Below are 14098 nucleotides of genomic sequence, written 5' to 3'. Positions count from 1 at the left end.
AATGAACACCAGTCGCAGACAGTTCCTGACACTTTCGGCCGCCATCGCCGCTGCTGCCGGCACCGTGGGGCTGCCGTTTCGCAGCGCCTTTGCCGAGGGCACGATCAAGGTCGGTTTCAGCCAGGGCACGATGAACCATCCGTGGCGCATCGCCATGGTCGAGGTGAACCGGCAATATGCCAAGGAGAACTTTTCCGATCTCGAACTGATCGTCACCGACGGCAACAACGATGCCGCAAAGCAGGTGGCCGACGTTGAAAGCCTGATGGCGCAGGGCATCCAGGTCCTCGTCATCTCGCCGCTCACCGAGCAGGCGCTGACGCCCGTGGTGCGCGATGCGATGGCGGCCGGTATTCCGGTGCTGACCCTCGACCGCAAGGTCAACACGGACGTCACCTGCCATCTCGGCGGCCTCAACCTGCCGCTCGGCGAGGGTGCGGGCAAATTCCTGATCAACGCACTGCCGAATGGCGGCGGCATCATCGAGCTGCAGGGCACCGCCGGCGCCTCGGCGACAAACGACCGCCACAACGGTTTCAAGAGCGTCATCGAGGGCAATGCCGCCTTCAAGGTGATCGCCGAGCAGAACTGCGACTACACGCGCGACAAGGCCGTGAAGTTCATGGAGGACATGGTCCAGCGCTTCAAGCCGGGCGAGATCCAAGCGATCTATGCGCACAATGACGAGATGGCGCTCGGCGCGGTGCAGGTGCTGGAAGCCGCCGGTCGTCTCGACGGCGTCAAGGTCATCGGCATGGACGGTCAGAACACGGCCTTCCAGGCCATCAAGGACGGCAAGATGTCGGCCTGCTTCATCTACCCGTTCTGCGCACCGGAAGGCATCCAGACCGCACACAAGATCGCCAAGGGCGAGGCCGTCGACAAGGAAATCATCCTGCCGACCGTCGAAGTCACCAGCGCCAATGTCGACCAGTTCCTCGGCAAGGGCATCTAGCAACACAAGCGCCGGGCCGCGCCGCAAGACGCGGCCCATGCGTTTCCATGGAAGGAAGAAAGATGGCATCCGTTCGTCACTACGATAATCCCAGAGGCGTGATCCCCGCCGTGCTCATGCCGTTCACCGCCGACCTCGCGGTGGATGAGAAGGCATATCGCAAGCACCTCGCCGACGTTGCCGGTGTGGAGGGCATCAGCGCGATCACCATCAACGGCCACGCCGCCGAGGTGGCCTCGCTGACGATCGAGGAGCAATACCGCGCGATCGCCGTCACCAAGGAGGTTCTGGAGGAGCGGGTGCCGACGATCGTCGCCGTCTATACCAACTCCACGCTGGAGGCGGCACGCATCGCCCGCAAGGCGCAGGACGAGGGCGCAAACGGGCTCTTGGTCTTCCCGCCGGAGGTCATGGTGCTCGGTGGCCATCTGCGCCCGGAAATGGCGCGCGAACATTTCAATCGCATCACCGATGCATCCGACCTGCCGATCATCCACTACCAGTTTCCGCTGAATTCCTATCTCGCCTATCCGCTGCCGACGCTGCTGGAGCTGTGCAACCAGTTCCCCTCGATCAAGGCGATCAAGGACAATTGCGGCGATGGCAATCTGCATGAACGGCAGATCCGCGAGCTGAAGGCGCTGGATCGCCCGGTAAACACGATGACGACGCACAGCTCCTGGCTGCTCGGATCGCTGGCGCTCGGCTGCGATGGGCTCTTGTCCGGTGCCGGCTCGGTGATTGCCAACCTTCAGGTGGCGCTCTTCCGCGCGGTGCAGGCCGGCGACCTCCATGCCGCCAAGGCGATCAACGACCGGATCTACCCGACCGTGCGCGCCTTCTATGACCATCCGCTGCTCGACATGCACAACCGCATGAAGGAGGCCCTTGTCATTCTCGGCCGCTGGGACGAGGCTCACGTTCGCCCGCCGCTGATGAAGCCGACACCGGCCGAGATTGAAAAGATCCGGCAGTGCCTCGTTGGCGCGGGCCTGACCGCCGAAACGCTCTACAAGAAGGTTGCTTGACACATGACTGCACTCGTGCTCAGCGAACGGCCGGCACCCGGCGTGCTGCGCCTAACGCTGAACAGGCCGGACAAGCTGAACGCCCTTTCCAAGGACCTTCTTGGCGAACTCACCGGCCTGCTCCGCGATGCGCAGGCGGATGCCAGCCTGGGCTGCGTCATCCTGACGGGAGCCGGGCGCGCCTTTTCGGCCGGCGCGGACATTTCGGACATGCTGGAGCGCGGCGTCGCCTCCTATGCCGATCCCGAGCGTCTGGCGCGGTGGGCGGAGATCCAGGATTTCCCGAAGCCGATCATCGCGGCGGTAAATGGTTTTGCACTGGGCGGCGGTCTTGAACTGGCGCTGCTCTGCGACATCATCCTCGCGGCCGACACGGCAAAATTCGCGACTCCGGAAATCAACATTGGATCCTTTCCCGGCGACGGCGGCACGCAGAGGCTGCCGCGGCTGGTCGGCCGGAGCTTCGCGATGCAGATGGTATTGACCGGCCAGATGGTCGATGCGGCACTTGCCGAACGCAAGGGATTAGTCAGCGAAATCATGCCACTGGAGGCTCTTGCAGAGAGATCACTGGAGATCGCCTCGGTGATCGCTGCGCAATCCGTTGCAATCACGCCCTATGCAAAACGGGCGGTGAAGGCGGCGGATGAACATTCGCTGGCGGACGGGCTGCGCGTCGAGCACGCGCTGACGGTCGAGGCGTTCGATACCGAAGACAGGATGGAAGGACTTCGGGCATTTGCGGAAAAGCGCAAGCCGAAGTTCCAGGGCAGATAGGGGTCCCGAGGCGGATCGGGAGGATGGAATGCAGACATTCGACTATATCATTTCGGGCGCCGGCTCGGCGGGCTGCGTCATCGCCAATCGGCTGACCGAAGATCCGTCCGTGAAGGTGCTGCTGCTCGAAGCCGGCAGCCGGGACTGGAACCCGATGATCCATATTCCGGGCGGCATCGGCAAGCTGTTCGGGCCGGGCGTCAACTGGCGGTTCAAGACGGTGCCGCAGAAGAACCTCGACAATCGCGAGATCTGGTATCCGCAGGGCAAGACGCTCGGTGGTTCCAGCTCGATCAACGCGATGATCTACATCCGCGGCCAGCGGGAGGACTACGACAACTGGGCGGCCCTCGGCAACGATGGCTGGGCCTATGACGATGTGCTGCCCTATTTCCGCAAGTCGGAAGACAACGAGCGGCTGGTCAGCGCGTATCACGGGCAGGGTGGTCCGCTCTGGGTATCCGACCAGGTCAATCCGCACGAATTATCCAAGGCCTTCGTGCGCGCCTGCCAGCGCTGGGGCCTGCCCTACAATCCGGATTTCAACGGCGAAACGCAGCACGGCGCCGGCCTTTACCAGGTCACCTGCCGCGATGGCCGCCGGCGCAGCTCCGCCGTCTCCTACCTGCACCCCGTGCGCTCGCGCAAGAACCTCACCGTGATGACGGGTGCCCGCGCTATCCGCATCGTCATGGAGGGAACGCGCGCCGTGGGGCTGGAAGTCGCGCAGGGCCGTTCCGTCCAGACCTTTCGCGCGGACCGCGAGGTCATCGTCACCAGCGGTGCGCTCAACTCGCCGCGCCTGCTGATGCTCTCCGGCCTAGGCGATGCCGATGAGCTGAAGCCGCTCGGCATCAAGCCGCAGGTCGACCTCAAGGGCGTCGGCAAGAACCTTCAGGATCACCTCTGCTCCAACGTGCATGTCACACTCAAGGAGCCGATCAGCTATGACGGGCAGGACCGCTATCCGAAGGCGATCCTGCACGGCATCCGCTGGCTGCTCTACCGCAACGGCCCGGCGGCCTCCGTCATCGTCGAGGGCGGCGGTTTTGCCTCCAGCGAGGGCAATGGCCGGCCGGACATGCAGATCCATGTCGCCCCGGCCATGGTGGTGCGCGGCGGGCAGACGCAGCTCGACGGCCATGGCTTTACCGTCAACACCACGTTCCTGCGCCCGCAGAGCATCGGCTCGATCAAGCTCGCCTCGGCGCGGCCGGAAGACGAGCCGCTGATCGACCCGAACTATCACGGCGCGGAGTACGACCGGGCCATGTCGCTGAAATCGATCGAGACGACTCGAGAAATCCTCTCTCAGCCCGACATCGCGAAATATATCAAGATCGAGCGCCTGCCGGGGCCGGACGCGAAGACGAAGGAGGATATCATGGCCTATGTGCGCCAGTACGCCTGCTGCGACTATCACCCCGTCGGCACGTGCAAGATGGGCATCGACGAGACATCCGTCGTCGATCCGCAGCTTCGGGTACGCGGCGTCGGAGGGCTTCGCGTCGCCGATTCCTCCATCATGCCGGTGCTGCTCAGCGGCAATACCAACGCGCCCTCGATGATGATCGGCGAAAAGGCTGCCGACATGATCCGGCAAGCGCATTGAGGCCGACGATGACCTCCGACAAGTCCGGTATCCTCGTGGTCGGCCCGGAGGGCGGGCGGCGACTCTGGCAGCCGTCGCCGGCGAACGGCTCGGTCGATATCCGCGTGACGCCGGAGGATGTGGCGCTGCGCACGCCCTACAGTTTCGGCGAGCAATGCATCCCGCCGGGTTCACGCGTGCCGGAGCATGCCCATCCCGATCACGATGAATTCTTGCATTTTCTCGCCGGCTCCGGCGTGGCGATCCTCGATGGCGAGGAGCACGCGATCGTGCCTGGAACGACGATCGTCGTCGGCGCCAACCGCCGCCATTCCTTCGTCAACACTGGCGAGGCCGACTTGCGGTGGCTTTGGTTCATCCAGCCGAACGGCCTCGAAATCTACTTTGCCGAGGTCGGCATTCCGGTCACGCCGGGCGAAAGCGCGCCGGAACCCTTCAGGCGTCGGCCGGAGACGCCCTATGCCGATGTTTTCGCACCCAGGGAGGCGCGCGCCAAATAACAGGACCAGGCCACCCGTATCTGGTGTAACTTGCGACGCACAGCCCGTGACTCATCAAGGGAGACGTCCGATGACTGCGCCGCACCCCTCCAGAACCCATATCGGCAACCATGCCCTGCATCCCGAAACGCAGATGCTGAACTATGGCTACGATCCCGAACTGTCCGAAGGGGCCGTCAAGCCGCCGGTCTTCCTGACGTCCACCTTCGTCTTCGCGTCGGCGGAGGACGGCCGGGACTTCTTCGACTATGTGTCCGGCCGCAAGGAGCCGCCGGAGGGCAGGGGCGCCGGCCTCGTCTATTCGCGCTTCAACCATCCCAACAGCGAGATCGTCGAGGATCGCCTGGCGGTCTATGAGCGCACCGAGAGTTGCGCGCTGTTCTCCTCCGGCATGTCGGCGATCGCGACGACGCTGCTCGCGTTCGTGCGGCCGGGCGATACGGTGCTGCATTCCCAGCCGCTTTATGGCGGAACGGAAACGCTGCTCGCAAAGACGTTCCTCAATCTCGGCGTCTCCGCCGTGGGTTTTGCCGACGGGGTCGACGAAGCATCTGTGAGGGCTGCGGCGGACGAAGCGGTGGCCAAGGGCCGCGTCTCGGTCATCCTGATTGAGACGCCGGCCAACCCGACCAACAGCATCGTCGACGTCGCGATGATCCGCCGTATCGCGGATGCGATCGGCGAGAAGCAGGGCCACACGCCGCTCATCGCCTGCGACAACACGCTGCTCGGGCCGGTCTTCCAGCGGCCGCTCGAGCACGGGGCGGATATTTCGCTCTACTCGCTGACGAAATATGTCGGCGGTCATTCCGACCTGATTGCAGGCGCGGCGCTCGGCCGCAAGGCTGTGATGAAGCAGATCAAGGCACTGCGCGGCGCGATCGGCACGCAGCTCGATCCGCATTCCTGCTGGATGCTCGGTCGCTCGCTGGAGACGCTGCAGCTCCGCATGGAGCGGGCCAACAACAATGCGAAGGCCGTCGCCGATTTCCTGCGCGAGCATCCCAAGGTCGAACGCATCCACTACCTGCCGTACAACGCGCCGGACTCGCCCGTCGGCCGCACCTTCGCCGCCCAGTGCGGCGGTGCCGGATCGACCTTCTCCTTCGACATCAGGGGCGGCCAGCCGGCATCGTTCAAGTTCCTCAACGCGCTGAAGATCTTCAAGCTTGCCGTCAGCCTCGGCGGAACGGAATCGCTCGCCTCCCATCCGGCGACGATGACCCATTCCGGCGTGCCGCTGGAGGTGCGCCAGCGCATCGGCGTGCTGGAATCGACGATCCGGCTCTCGATCGGCATCGAACATCCCGACGACCTGATCGCCGACCTGACGCTGGCGCTCGACGAGGCGTGACGTTTCAGGGCGCCGGCCGGGGGAGGCGCACTTGCGTCAGCGTCTTGATCCGGCCGGGCCGCAGTCCCTTCAACTGGGTCAGGAGGTTCCTGGCGGCGTCATTGCCATAGGCTCGCCGGCTGATGCCGAGGAGCATGACGCCCTTGTTGCCGCCGGCATCGCTGTAGCGGGCATAGCGGTAGGCATTCCATTCGACGATATATTGCCCGTTGGCGTCCTTGCTGCTGACGATGAAATCGAGCAAGGACTCGCCGCTCGCTTCGTTCTGGATTACCTCCATATTGACGAGCGGGTCGGTCGCCTTGCGCTGGTTCAGCATGTCGACCTGCGCGCGAACGGCATCCATGACGGCGATGCCGCTGGTCACCGTCTCGACGAGCACCATCTGCTCGTATCGCTCGGCGCTCTGGCCGGCCGGAAGGTATTCCTGCTTGATGTAGGTTTTGGAGGGCTGCGAACTCCAGGCGAGCACAAAGGCTTCGCCCTCGAAATCGATCGGTCCGGGCACGCCGAGCCGGTCCGTTGCCTGTGCGAAAGCGGATGTCGCCATCAGCCCGAGCACTAGCAATGCTGCACCGAGGCGTGCGATGGAAAGGGTGGCTGGCATGGCCTGTCTCCTTCGTCCTGTCCGGAAATGGCAAGGCCGCAGGGTTCAGCCGGCGGCCTTGCTTTGTTGGGGATGTTCAATCCGCATTGTCGGTCTGGACCCGGGCACTTCCATTGAGTGTCCTTGCCGCGGGATTGCCGATTGCGGCGCCGAGCAGGGCCTGTGTCGGGTCCGCCCCCTTGAAGCCCGCCTGCGCGAGGATCTCGTCGAGGATGGGTTTCTGGGCGGTGAAGTTCAAAAGCTGGCTGCTGAGGTCGCCGACCGGATTGCCCGCGCCGTCGCCGCCATTGCCGCCCAGCGCGCCTGCAAGGCCGCCGGCGCTGAAGATGCGGATGTCGGAAATCTTCTCGATCGGCTTCATCGCCTGTTCCAGCGCCTGCGGGATGATGGCGATGCGTGCCCGCGCGAGCTCGAATTCGACGATGGCGGGCGACAGGGCGTTGCGGGCTTCGTTGAGCGCGCGTTCCGCCTGGGCTTCTGCCTGGCCGAGTTCGATGACGCCGGTCGCCTTGATCTTGGCGGCTTCGGCATCGGCCTGGGCCTGGATCTTGATCGCCGCCGCGAGATTTTCCGCCGCCTGGCGCTCCGCTTCGGCCTTCACGGTGATGGCGGTCGCTGCCTGTTCGGCTTCCTTGCGGGCATCGAGCACGGCGATGCGTTTTGCGCGCTCTGCGATCTCGACTTCGCGGGCGGTCGTCACCTGTTCCTCGGCGGTGATGGCCGAGGCCTTGGCTTCATCCGCCTTGGCACGCGCAGCCTGCTCCTGCTCGCTCTTTTCCGCGACGGCGATCGCGGCGTCGATACGGGCGGTTTCCGTCACCCGACGGGCCTCGGCTTCCCGCTCCGCGATGCCGCGCTCCGCGTCGATGCGGGCGGTTTCCTTGGCCTGGCGCGCCTGGGAGTCACGCTCGGCAATGCCCTTTTCCGTGTCGAGGCGGGCGGTTTCTTCGCTGAGGCGCGCAAGCTGTTCAGCCCGTGCCGCTTCCGCGCGGGTCTCGGCCGTCTTGTTGGCGATATCGCGTTCCTGCGACAGTTCGGCATCGCGCTGTTCGCGCTCGATCGTCAGGCGGCGGAGCGAGGCTTCGCGGTCCTTCGTGGCGATCTCCACCTCGTTGTCACGCACAATCTGGTTGCGTTCGCGCTTGCGCTCCTCGGTGATCTTGGTCAGCGCGGTCAGGCCCTCAGCGTCGAACGTGTTGTTCGGGTTGAAATGCTTGATGTCCGTCTGGTCGAGGCGGGTCAGCGATACCGATTCCAGCTCGAGGCCGTTCGATTGCAGGTCATGCGCGACGGCCGCCTGCACCGATTTGACGAATTCCGCACGCTGCTCCTGCAGGTCGCGCAGCGACATGGTCGCGGCGACCGAGCGCAGGCCGTCGACGAATTTCGCCTCGACAAGTGCTTTGAGCGCGTCCGCATCGTTGGTGCGGTCGCCGAGCGTTTGGGCGGCGAGCGCGATGTTGTCCCCATCCGGCTTCACGCGGACGTAGAATTCCGCGGTGATGTCGGCGCGCATGCGGTCCTTGGTGATGAGCGACTCGTTTTCCGCACGCTTGACCTCAAGGCGCAGCGTGCTGAGCGACACCCAGGAATAAGAGTGGAAGATCGGCAGGATGATCGATCCGCCATCGAGCACGACCTTCTTGCCGCCGAGGCCGGTTCGTACATAGGCCTTGTCGCGCGTGGCGCGGGTATAGAGCGAGGTCATGATGATGCCGATGACGACGACAGCCGTCACGATGACCCCGGCGATGATTCCTACCGAGAGGAAGTCCATGTTCGTTTACCCTCCGTTGTTGGAATAAAGGTCGTCCCCCAGTGCTGCCGGCGCCGGGATGGCCTGGAAAAGACCGTTTGCCCCGTCGACGATCAGCACGGATGCGCCCGTCTCGATCACATGCCCCGGCACGGCCCGGGCGCGTAGCGTATGGATGTTGTCGTAGCGGTCCTTGATGCGCACCGTGCCCGGATGGCCCTGGTCGAGCGGCCCGAGTGTCACGGTTCCTGTAAGGCCGATGAAATCGGCCTGTTCCTGCACGCTGGTCTCATCGCGCGGGATGATCCTTGCGAGCCCGCGGCTCGACCAGCGGGTAATGGGAATGGCGATGGCGAGCGCGCCTGTGACCGCCGCATAGAGCGGAAGCGGCTCGCGGAACTGCGAAATGAAGCCCTGCAAGGCAAAGCCGGCGGCCGCAAAGGCCGAGAGCAGGATGACGGCGAGCACGAGGATCGGCACGCCGCCGGCGTTGAGCCAGGACATCCACCCGCCGAGCAGGCCGTGCTCCACGTCGCCCGGCCCGTTCAGGTCGAAGCCGTCATCGATCAGGCCCGAGGCGGACGCCCCGAGCAGGACCGAGACGAGCTCGACGATGCCGAGGCCCGCGACCGTCAGGAGCGCGATCCAGAAAGGCGCGGTGCCCGGATGGACGATGGAATCCATCAGCGCTCACCGTGCTTGAAGGCGGAAAGGCGCGCCTCGATCGCCTTCTGGCGTTGCAGGCGGCTGAGTTCCTCGACCTCCGCCGTGCCTTCCATGGCGGGCTTCGAGGGCACGCCGGTGACGCGCTCGACGGCCTGTAGGGCGTCGGCAAGGCGCTGGTCGTTGCGCTGGGAAGGGGTTGCGGCCGCCGGCACGGTGCGCTCGGCGCGCTTGGCATCCTCCAGCCGCTTCATCGCGTCGGCGCGGGCGGAAGAGATGCTGCGCAGCGTCGCCTCGGCATCGGCGATCTCGCCGGCATTTTCGAGAATGGCCTTCGACAGTGCGTCGCGCTGGGCTTCCAGGTCGATCTGCACGCCGGTGGCGGCGCGGGCGAGGTCTTCGCGGCCGTTTTCCAGCCCGACCTTGATCTTCTCGTCGAGGTCGCTGATTTCCGCGTCGAGGTCGTCGGCCTTGGCCTTCAGCCGGTGGCCGGCCGCCATGGCGACGCCGAGAGCGGCGCGTGCCTCCTCGGCGATCGCGCCGATTTCCCGCACGGCCTGCTGGGCCACCGCGACCGGGTTCGAGGTTTCGGCGGCATCGACTGCATTGTTGACGACACCGGCGATGACGCGCCCGAGGCGGGCAAGAATACCTTCATTGGACATGGAAGCCTCCTTTTTCGGGTGAACGCCGGCCTGGATGCCGGCGTAGAGACAGATGGACGAGCCGGCAAAGACCAACCTTGCCTCGGCAAAATCCGCCCAGCCTTCCTGGTAGCCGCTCGCCGCATAAGGCAGCACGATCCGGCCGTTGAGCGTGGCGATACTGACGCTGTCCGGGCCTTTCACGGCGAAAAGCTTGGAGTCGAGCGGGATATCCGCGACGATCTCCCCGGGCTTTCGCCGGCCGTGATCGCGCAGCGCGAGCGTCACCAGGCGCGCGGGAAGGCCCGTCACCGTGCGGATCTGCTCATAGGCTGCCTGGTGCAGCGTCACGACATTGGCGCCGGGCGTCCTATCGAGGATCGCCATGGCCTGCTGGTAGGCGGCAAGCGTCTCCGACAGTGCCTGACGCATGTCGGGCGTGGGTTGAAGGACGAGCCTGAGACTGGATGTAAACTTCGTTGCCATGCTTAAATATATAAAGCACTTCATTGGTGCTTTCAAGAGGGATTCCTGACTGGCTCTCTCTTCAACGGATGAGGTGGGCGGAACCTTCGGCCGCGCGGCCCTTCTTTTTCAGGCGAGCCGCATTATCCTTTATGACTGCTTGCCCGGACGGCAGGCGGCGCCAACCGTCAGGGAGCAGGGATGCCGCACCGGTTCGTCGACATCGTCGTCTTTCGCGCCCATCGCTTCAGCCTGGGGCTGGAGGAGGAAACCGGCGCCTACTTTCTTTCGACGCCGGTGAGCGGCTTCAATCGTGCGGTGGAATACGAGGCCTATTTCCGCATCAGCGCCGACGAGTTCGAACGCTATCGCCGCGCGCCGGACGCCGCGGACGATTTTCTCGAAACCTGCCGCAACCACGGCAATGAAGACCGGCGATTTCCCTAAATCGACGCATGATGGTCGGCCCGGCCTTGATTTTGAAATAAGCCCTTTATGTTGATCGTCTTAGATGCAGTTCGATATTTTCCGAGAAATCCATTCATGCAGCTCTTTTCCTGTTTCCTCCGCCCCGCCGTTTCCCTCCTCCTCATCGTTTTCCTGGCTTCGCCCGTTTTCGCGCAGGCGCCGACGCAGGCGGCTATTGCGCGCTCCGACGTGATCGCGGCGGAGATGCAGGCGCTCTTCGACAGTGGTGACGCCGATGGCGCGCGCCGCAAGGCGGAGACGGCAAGCGCGGCGTTCAAGGCCGAGGGGGAGACATGGCTCGCGGCGAGCTATGCCGTTTCCGCCGCCGATTACGCCATGCGCATGGGGGACGCTGCCCGCGTCGACGCCGAATATTATCCGCGCATGCGGGCACTTCTCAAAGTGCTCGATCCGGTTGAAGAAACCCGTTCCAACCTGCTGATTTCACTGCTGATGGACGCCAAGGGACGACTCGGGCAGACGGGCAAGCAGGACGAACTGGTAGAGCTCTACGAGAAGCGCATCCGCAAGGCCCATGGCAAGGACAGCGAGCAGGACATCGACGCCCGGGTGCGCACGGCCTACAGCATATTGGAAGCCGGGCGGCTGGAGGATGGCCGCAAGAGGCTGCGCGCAGCACTCGACGCCTCCGCGAAGACGGACCTGCATGCCGTGACGCTGCGGCACTATACGCAGGCGGGGCGCAGTTTCCAGGCGAGCGGGCTCAACGACGACGCGGCGGGCCTGTTCCAGGCGGCCGAGCAGACGGCGGCGATCCGCGCCGAGGTGAAGGAGCTTGCGGACTTCTACCTTGCCTATGCGGAATTCCGCACCGCGGTGCCCGACAACGAGCAGCATTTCGTGCCGCTCTATACGATGGCGACCAATCTCTATGCGCGCTTTTACGGCACGGAATCGCCCGAACTGATCCACGCCACCGACAAGCTCGCCACTGCGCTGTCGGATGTCGGGCAATACGGCACGGCGATCGACCTAGAACGACGCAATTACGAGATCGCGCAGAAATCGCTCGGCGACGACGACACCGTGACCTGGCGCATTGCCAACAATCTCGCCGACATGCTGCGCGGCATGGGCTCGCCATCCCGCGCGCTGGAATATGACCTCAAGGTGCTGGAGAACCGCACCCGCCACTACGGCCAGAACCATTTCAACACGCTGGTGAGCGCCAACAACACCGCGCAGAACTATCTCGATCTCGGCAATTATGCCGAAGCGCGCCGCTATTTCGCGCTGTGCCTCGATATTTCCAAGGCGCTCGGCGACCCGGTGACGATCGCCGGCATGGAGGCCTGGATCGACTATACCGACCTTCTTTCGGGCGCCAAGCCGATGGACGCTGCGGCCGCCAGGCGCATCGAGGCGATGATCACCGATTCCAACTATCCGGCGATCCTCAGCATGAAGGCGGCCTATCTGATGGCGGATCATGTTGCCAAGGGAGGCAATGCGGCGCAGCAGATCAAGCACTTGCAGCAGGCCTTCAGCATTGCGGCCGGCGAGATGAGCCTGGGCCACCCGCTGGCCTTTGCCGGGCGCATCGCGATCGCCAAGGCGAAGGCCGGCACGGACAAGGTGACGGCGGCGAGCGAATTTGCCGGGATCGACGAGGAGATGCTGCGCTGGGTGCATCTCCAGGTGTCGGTCGCCGGCGGGCGGGAGGTCGGCGAGGCGGTGCGCGCCATGGCCGACGGCATGCTCTACGACTATGCGCGTTTCGCCGAACAGGATGCCGCGGCTGTTCCGGCCTTTGCGGATGCCGCCCGGCGCTGGCCTTCGCTCGCCACGGCGGACGCGGACAATGTGCTGAAGCTCGGCCGCATGATCGACAAGTGGGACACGGAGACCGCCCGCCTGCTCGACCGCATCACGCGCCTGTCGCGCATCGCCCGCGAGATTTTTGCCGCCGATGTCGAGCAGGATCTCGCCTATGCCTATCTGTCGGACACCAAGGCGCTGGAACAGCAACTGCACGAGCGCATCGTCGGGCGCTACCAGCTGGACCGCGAAAAGCTGCTGAACCAGAAACTGCCGACGCCGGGGGAGCTGCTCGGCAAGGACCAGGCCCTCGTCCAGTATTTCGTGACCCGCAAATGGCGGGCGGACCGTGAAAGCGCCGATCCGATCGCGGATTCCGGGCTCTATGCCATCGTCTGGCGCGGCGGCGCAGCGCCGGTGCTGCGCGCGCTCGGCGATCCGCGTCAGGTACTGTCGAGCGGCCAGGAGGTGGTCGCGGCGCTCCAGACGCGCGATCGCAGCGGTGGCGATGGGCGTGGCCTGCTCGTGCAGGCGAGCAAGCGCGAGTTCGCGCGGCTCTACGACCGGCTGATCGCACCCGTCGAAGGCGACATAAGCAGCGCGAAAACGGTGTTCATCGTGCCGGACGGGCAATTGTTCGCCGTGCCCTTCTCCCTGCTGGAAGACCCCGCCGGGAAGTTGCTGGAAGAACGCTTCACGCTACGGCTGCTGACGGAACCGGAAGCGCTCTACCGCGCCGTCGAGGACCGCGCGCTGCCCGCGGAAGGCACGGTCGTACTGGCCGGCGGCATCGATTATGCGAAGGGCGAAGAGGCGGGGGCCATGCCGCTGCCGGGCACGCTGCGCGAGGTTGAGGCGATCGGCAAGGTCCTCGGCGGCCCCGGCCTCAAGATCGAGACCATGACCGGAGCGGGGGTGAGCGAAGGCGCGCTTCGCGAGCGCATGAAGGGCGCGACGCTCGCCCATCTTGCCACGCACGGCGCCTATGGCAGCCCGAAGAACGGCGGCGCCACCAATGTCGATACGCTGTGGCAGAGCGAGGTCATCCTCGCGCGTTCCGGCGATGAGCGCGCCATGCGCCGCGACGAGAAGGACGGGCGGCTCTACGCCTTCGAGCTGATGGGCTGGGACCTGACCGGCCTCGACCTGCTGGTGCTCTCGGCCTGCGAAACAGGCCGCGGCGACGAGGCTTTCGTCGGCGGCGTGCGCGGCCTGCCGACGGCCGCAAGCCTTGCAGGGGCGAAACGCGCGCTGCTGACGCTCTGGCCTGTCGCTGACGACGGTACGGCGGATTTCATGGTGCGCTACTACGAGCATCTGAAAGGCGGGCAGACATTTGCAGAGGCGCTGCGCAACACGCGGCGCGACGCCATCGACGGGAAAATCCCGACGGCGCGCGACGCGCTCGTCTGGGCCGCCTTCGTGCTGTTCGAGAACTGAGGCATTCGTGGCGGAGAAGACCCGGGAGCGCCTCGTATCGCTCAACCGGG

General features: G+C 64.9%; 12 protein-coding genes. 8 read left to right on the top strand and 4 right to left on the bottom strand.

The window, feature by feature from the left end; translation table 11 throughout:
- Nucleotide 1: 1 nt before the first annotated feature.
- The 6 genes from AC1Q6Z_RS08105 to AC1Q6Z_RS08080 all read left to right on the top strand — a co-directional run bounded on the left by AC1Q6Z_RS08105 (nt 2) and on the right by AC1Q6Z_RS08080 (nt 6226).
- Entirely contained in the window at nt 2-955 is a 954-nt protein-coding gene (locus AC1Q6Z_RS08105; RefSeq protein WP_492647375.1) for a substrate-binding domain-containing protein, read from the top strand.
- 62 nt (nt 956-1017) lie between these two features.
- Nucleotides 1018-1983, top strand: coding sequence for a dihydrodipicolinate synthase family protein (locus AC1Q6Z_RS08100; RefSeq protein WP_492647374.1), 966 nt, complete (start codon nt 1018-1020; stop codon nt 1981-1983).
- A gap of 3 nt (nt 1984-1986) precedes the next feature.
- Complete coding sequence (locus AC1Q6Z_RS08095; protein WP_492647373.1) at nt 1987-2760, top strand: enoyl-CoA hydratase-related protein; 774 nt, start codon at nt 1987-1989, stop codon at nt 2758-2760.
- Nucleotides 2761-2788: 28 nt separating this feature from the next.
- On the top strand, nt 2789-4372 hold the full coding sequence (locus AC1Q6Z_RS08090) for a GMC family oxidoreductase (protein ID WP_492647372.1): 1584 nt from the start codon (nt 2789-2791) through the stop codon (nt 4370-4372).
- Between the two features lie 8 nt (nt 4373-4380).
- Nucleotides 4381-4872 (top strand): cupin domain-containing protein, encoded by a 492-nt coding sequence (locus AC1Q6Z_RS08085; protein WP_492647371.1) that lies wholly within the window; start codon nt 4381-4383, stop codon nt 4870-4872.
- Between the two features lie 70 nt (nt 4873-4942).
- Nucleotides 4943-6226 (top strand): cystathionine gamma-synthase family protein, encoded by a 1284-nt coding sequence (locus AC1Q6Z_RS08080; RefSeq protein WP_492647370.1) that lies wholly within the window; start codon nt 4943-4945, stop codon nt 6224-6226.
- Between the two features lie 4 nt (nt 6227-6230).
- Here AC1Q6Z_RS08080 and AC1Q6Z_RS08075 read toward each other — a convergent pair whose 3' ends face one another.
- The 4 genes from AC1Q6Z_RS08075 to AC1Q6Z_RS08060 form a co-directional block, all read right to left on the bottom strand.
- Nucleotides 6231-6833 carry an HI_0983 family protein gene (locus AC1Q6Z_RS08075; protein ID WP_492647369.1) on the bottom strand — a complete coding sequence of 201 codons (603 nt, stop codon included), beginning with the start codon at nt 6831-6833 and terminating at the stop codon, nt 6231-6233.
- Between the two features lie 76 nt (nt 6834-6909).
- Nucleotides 6910-8610: a flotillin family protein gene (locus AC1Q6Z_RS08070; protein WP_492647368.1), complete on the bottom strand. Its 1701-nt coding sequence runs from the start codon at nt 8608-8610 to the stop codon at nt 6910-6912.
- A gap of 6 nt (nt 8611-8616) precedes the next feature.
- Nucleotides 8617-9273 carry an OB-fold-containig protein gene (locus tag AC1Q6Z_RS08065; protein WP_492647367.1) on the bottom strand — a complete coding sequence of 219 codons (657 nt, stop codon included), beginning with the start codon at nt 9271-9273 and terminating at the stop codon, nt 8617-8619.
- Nucleotides 9273-10328, bottom strand: a complete 1056-nt coding sequence (locus tag AC1Q6Z_RS08060) for a PspA/IM30 family protein (protein WP_492647366.1) — start codon at nt 10326-10328, stop codon at nt 9273-9275. The genes AC1Q6Z_RS08065 and AC1Q6Z_RS08060 overlap by 1 nt, the downstream gene beginning before the upstream one ends.
- A gap of 234 nt (nt 10329-10562) precedes the next feature.
- Between AC1Q6Z_RS08060 and AC1Q6Z_RS08055 the strand changes: the two genes are divergently transcribed.
- Both AC1Q6Z_RS08055 and AC1Q6Z_RS08050 read left to right on the top strand, forming a co-directional pair.
- Nucleotides 10563-10808 (top strand): hypothetical protein, encoded by a 246-nt coding sequence (locus tag AC1Q6Z_RS08055; RefSeq protein WP_492647365.1) that lies wholly within the window; start codon nt 10563-10565, stop codon nt 10806-10808.
- A gap of 96 nt (nt 10809-10904) precedes the next feature.
- Entirely contained in the window at nt 10905-14048 is a 3144-nt protein-coding gene (locus tag AC1Q6Z_RS08050) for a CHAT domain-containing protein (protein WP_492647364.1), read from the top strand.
- Nucleotides 14049-14098: the final 50 nt, after the last annotated feature.

The organism is Shinella sp. GW835-FHT14H05, assembly GCF_058793575.1.
This window is presented reverse-complemented; position numbering and strand designations above follow the sequence as displayed.

What these genes read in the sequence shown, in the direction of transcription:
- AC1Q6Z_RS08085 (WP_492647371.1), top strand. Translation starts at nt 4,381, where the DNA reads ATGACCTCCGACAAGTCCGGTATCCTCGTGGTCGGCCCGGAGGGCGGG.
- AC1Q6Z_RS08065 (WP_492647367.1), bottom strand. Translation starts at nt 9,273, where the DNA reads ATGGATTCCATCGTCCATCCGGGCACCGCGCCTTTCTGGATCGCGCTC.
- AC1Q6Z_RS08095 (WP_492647373.1), top strand. Translation starts at nt 1,987, where the DNA reads ATGACTGCACTCGTGCTCAGCGAACGGCCGGCACCCGGCGTGCTGCGC.
- AC1Q6Z_RS08055 (WP_492647365.1), top strand. Translation starts at nt 10,563, where the DNA reads ATGCCGCACCGGTTCGTCGACATCGTCGTCTTTCGCGCCCATCGCTTC.
- AC1Q6Z_RS08060 (WP_492647366.1), bottom strand. Translation starts at nt 10,328, where the DNA reads ATGCGTCAGGCACTGTCGGAGACGCTTGCCGCCTACCAGCAGGCCATG.
- AC1Q6Z_RS08100 (WP_492647374.1), top strand. Translation starts at nt 1,018, where the DNA reads ATGGCATCCGTTCGTCACTACGATAATCCCAGAGGCGTGATCCCCGCC.
- AC1Q6Z_RS08105 (WP_492647375.1), top strand. Translation starts at nt 2, where the DNA reads ATGAACACCAGTCGCAGACAGTTCCTGACACTTTCGGCCGCCATCGCC.
- AC1Q6Z_RS08075 (WP_492647369.1), bottom strand. Translation starts at nt 6,833, where the DNA reads ATGCCAGCCACCCTTTCCATCGCACGCCTCGGTGCAGCATTGCTAGTG.
- AC1Q6Z_RS08090 (WP_492647372.1), top strand. Translation starts at nt 2,789, where the DNA reads ATGCAGACATTCGACTATATCATTTCGGGCGCCGGCTCGGCGGGCTGC.
- AC1Q6Z_RS08080 (WP_492647370.1), top strand. Translation starts at nt 4,943, where the DNA reads ATGACTGCGCCGCACCCCTCCAGAACCCATATCGGCAACCATGCCCTG.
- AC1Q6Z_RS08070 (WP_492647368.1), bottom strand. Translation starts at nt 8,610, where the DNA reads ATGGACTTCCTCTCGGTAGGAATCATCGCCGGGGTCATCGTGACGGCT.
- AC1Q6Z_RS08050 (WP_492647364.1), top strand. Translation starts at nt 10,905, where the DNA reads ATGCAGCTCTTTTCCTGTTTCCTCCGCCCCGCCGTTTCCCTCCTCCTC.